The 1582-nt window shown below is 53.7% G+C and carries 1 rRNA gene; it reads left to right on the top strand.

Annotated elements, in window-relative coordinates:
• The first annotated feature begins 7 nt into the window (after window positions 1–7).
• Window positions 8–1574: ribosomal RNA gene (locus tag D8M06_RS19590) — 16S ribosomal RNA — on the top strand.
• The last annotated feature ends 8 nt before the right edge of the window (window positions 1575–1582 follow it).

Raw genomic sequence — 1582 nt, forward strand, 5'->3', positions numbered from 1 at the left:
ACAAACTTTTTTGGAGAGTTTGATCTTGGCTCAGGACGAACGCTGGCGGCGTGCCTAATACATGCAAGTCGAGCGCGGGAAGCTAACTGATCTCCTTCGGGAGTGACGTTAGTGGAACGAGCGGCGGACGGGTGAGTAACACGTGGGCAACCTGCCTGTAAGACTGGGATAACTTGCGGAAACGTGAGCTAATACCGGATAATACTTTTCATCTCCTGATGAGAAGATTGAAAGATGGCTTTTAGCTGTCACTTACAGATGGGCCCGCGGCGCATTAGCTAGTTGGTGAGGTAAAGGCTCACCAAGGCGACGATGCGTAGCCGACCTGAGAGGGTGATCGGCCACACTGGGACTGAGACACGGCCCAGACTCCTACGGGAGGCAGCAGTAGGGAATCTTCCGCAATGGACGAAAGTCTGACGGAGCAACGCCGCGTGAGTGAAGAAGGTTTTCGGATCGTAAAACTCTGTTGTTAGGGAAGAACAAGTTGGGGAGTAACTGCCCCAACCTTGACGGTACCTAACCAGAAAGCCACGGCTAACTACGTGCCAGCAGCCGCGGTAATACGTAGGTGGCAAGCGTTGTCCGGATTTATTGGGCGTAAAGCGCTCGCAGGCGGTCTTTTAAGTCTGATGTGAAATCTTGCGGCTCAACCGCAAGCGGTCATTGGAAACTGGGGGACTTGAGTACAGAAGAGGAGAGTGGAATTCCACGTGTAGCGGTGAAATGCGTAGAGATGTGGAGGAACACCAGTGGCGAAGGCGACTCTCTGGTCTGTAACTGACGCTGAGGAGCGAAAGCGTGGGGAGCGAACAGGATTAGATACCCTGGTAGTCCACGCCGTAAACGATGAGTGCTAGGTGTTAGGGGGTTTCCGCCCCTTAGTGCTGAAGTTAACGCATTAAGCACTCCGCCTGGGGAGTACGGCCGCAAGGCTGAAACTCAAAAGAATTGACGGGGACCCGCACAAGCGGTGGAGCATGTGGTTTAATTCGAAGCAACGCGAAGAACCTTACCAGGTCTTGACATCCTCTGACACTCCTAGAGATAGGATTTTCCCTTCGGGGACAGAGTGACAGGTGGTGCATGGTTGTCGTCAGCTCGTGTCGTGAGATGTTGGGTTAAGTCCCGCAACGAGCGCAACCCTTGATCTTAGTTGCCAGCATTCAGTTGGGCACTCTAGGATGACTGCCGGTGACAAACCGGAGGAAGGTGGGGATGACGTCAAATCATCATGCCCCTTATGACCTGGGCTACACACGTGCTACAATGGATGGTACAAAGGGAAGCGAAACCGCGAGGTCAAGCAAATCCCATAAAACCATTCTCAGTTCGGATTGCAGGCTGCAACTCGCCTGCATGAAGCCGGAATCGCTAGTAATCGCGGATCAGCATGCCGCGGTGAATACGTTCCCGGGTCTTGTACACACCGCCCGTCACACCACGAGAGTTGGTAACACCCGAAGTCGGTGAGGTAACCTTTTTGGAGCCAGCCGCCGAAGGTGGGACCAATGATTGGGGTGAAGTCGTAACAAGGTAGCCGTATCGGAAGGTGCGGCTGGATCACCTCCTTTCTAAGGAT

The sequence above is a fragment of the Oceanobacillus halophilus genome (genome assembly GCF_003628505.1).
Lineage (GTDB): Bacteria > Bacillota > Bacilli > Bacillales > Amphibacillaceae > Oceanobacillus > Oceanobacillus halophilus.